We start from the raw sequence: 373 nt of genomic DNA, 5'->3' as shown, positions 1-373 counted from the left end.
TGCTCGCGGCCATTTCGGGCACGTCTCGCGCTGCCTTGGCGGGCACGATCGCAATGCGCGGCCTTGGCGCGGCAAGCATGTTCTTCCTCACAAATCCCATTGGCATTGCCATCACTGCTGTTGCCGTCGCTATCGGCCTGGTGGCCCTCAAGTCGCGCGAAGCCAGCGGGGCAATGAAGGACATCAAGGCCACGGGCACAGCCGCGACTTCGGCTCTGGATGCTTATGAGGATGCAGCCCGCCGCGCGGCCAATGCCAGCGGAGAGGCGAAGAAAAAGGCGCTAGAGCACGCAGCGGCTATGAGGGTTGACGCCCTTGAAACCGTCCGAAACGCAAAAGCCCAGTTGGAGCTTGCTCGAACGCGCGCCGAGAT

At 63.0% G+C, this 373-nt stretch carries 1 protein-coding gene; it reads left to right on the top strand.

Translation table 11 applies throughout. The features are described from left to right. Positions 1–77: 77 nt before the first annotated feature. The coding region (locus OB03_RS14385) for a hypothetical protein (protein WP_461344616.1) at positions 78–373 on the top strand (296 nt) is incomplete at its 3' end.

It is taken from the genome of Brevundimonas sp. GN22, assembly GCF_054824005.1.
Note: the sequence above shows the minus strand (reverse complement) of the source record. Positions and strands in the feature narration are given on the sequence as shown.